The organism is Ideonella azotifigens, assembly GCF_006519715.1.
Taxonomy (GTDB): Bacteria; Pseudomonadota; Gammaproteobacteria; order Burkholderiales; family Burkholderiaceae_C; genus Ideonella; species Ideonella azotifigens.
Genome location: NZ_VIDT01001016.1, coordinates 1 through 1,474, shown reverse-complemented (window position 1 = coordinate 1,474; position 1,474 = coordinate 1). Strand labels below are relative to the sequence as shown.

The following is a 1,474-nucleotide window of genomic DNA, read 5'->3' as shown; positions in this document are numbered from 1 at the left end:
GCGCTGCGCCACGCCATCGAGCGCAACGAGCTCACGGTGCTCTACCAGCCGCAGGTCAGCCTGGCCAGCGGCCAGATCATCGGCGCCGAGGCGCTGCTGCGCTGGCACTCGCCGGACTGGGGCCAGGTCTCGCCGACGGAATTCATCCCGGTCGCCGAGCGCGCCGGCCTGATCGGTGCGATCGACGACTGGGTGCTGCGCCAGGCCTGTGCCCAGTCGCTGGCCTGGCAGCGCCAAGGCCTGCCGCTGGTGCGCATCGGCGTCAATTTTTCGCCGCTGCAGTTCCAGCAGGGCGACGTGGCCCAGCAGGTGCAAAAAGCCTTGCTGGACACCGGTGCCGACCCGGCCTGCCTGGGCGTGGAGCTGACCGAAAGCACGCTGATGGACGACCCGGTGCGGGCCGCCGCGATGCTGTGCGAGCTGAAGTCCATCGGCATCGAGATCTCGCTGGACGACTTCGGCACCGGCTACTCCAGCCTCAGCTGCCTGCGCAGCCTGCCCATCGACGTGGTCAAGGTCGACCGCTCGTTTGTCAACGACGTGACCGCCGGCCCGGAAAGCGCCTCGGTCACCCGCTCCATCATCACCATGGCACACGGCCTGCAGATGCGGGTGATTGCCGAAGGCGTCGAAACCGAGGCCCAGCTCAGCCTGCTGCTGGCCAAGGGCTGCGACCAGATCCAGGGCTACTGGTTCAGCCCGCCGGTGCCGGCCGATGAGGTGGCCCGCATGCTGGCCGAGCACCGCTGCCTGCCCGAACACCTGACCACCCGCCGCAGCCGCCCGCGCACCTTGCTGCTGGTGGACGACGAGGAAAACATCGTCTCGGCCCTGAAGCGCCTGTTCCGGCGCGACGGTTACCGCGTCATCACCGCCTGCAGCGCCGCCGAGGGCCTGCAGCGCCTGGCCGAAACCGAGGTCGACGTGATCATTTCCGACCAGCGCATGCCAGGCATGACCGGCGTCGAGTTCCTGCGCCAGGCCAAGGCGCTGTACCCGGACACGGTGCGCATGACGCTCTCGGGCTTCACCGACCTGCAGTCCATCATCGATGCAGTCAACGAAGGCGCTGTCTACAAGTTCCTCACCAAGCCCTGGGACGACGAGCGCCTGCGCGCCCACGTGGTCGAAGCCTTCCGCCGCAAGGAGCTGGCCGACGAGAACCGCCGGCTGGACCTCGAGGTCACCGGTGCCAACCGCGAGATGGCCGAGCTGAATGCCCGCCTGGAGCGCCTGCTCGGCCAGCAGCGCGAACAGGCCGCCCTGCTGCAGACCAGCGCCGGCGGCGCCCATGAACTGCTGGACAGCCTGCCGCAAGCGGTGCTGGGTCTGGACCCGGATGGCTTGCTGGCCTATGTCAACGAGACCGCCCGCCAGTGGCTGCCGGCCGAACAACTGCCGCTGGGCATGGCCCCCGGGCCCTTGCTGGCACCGGCGCTGGCCTTGCCACCGGGCGGCACCGGCACCCTGCTCG

1 protein-coding gene is annotated in these 1,474 nt (G+C 69.4%); it reads left to right on the top strand.

Annotation, left to right across the window (positions count from 1 at the left end):
• The coding region (locus tag FKP22_RS30195) for an EAL domain-containing protein (protein WP_141291900.1) at positions 1-1,474 on the top strand (1,474 nt) is incomplete at both ends.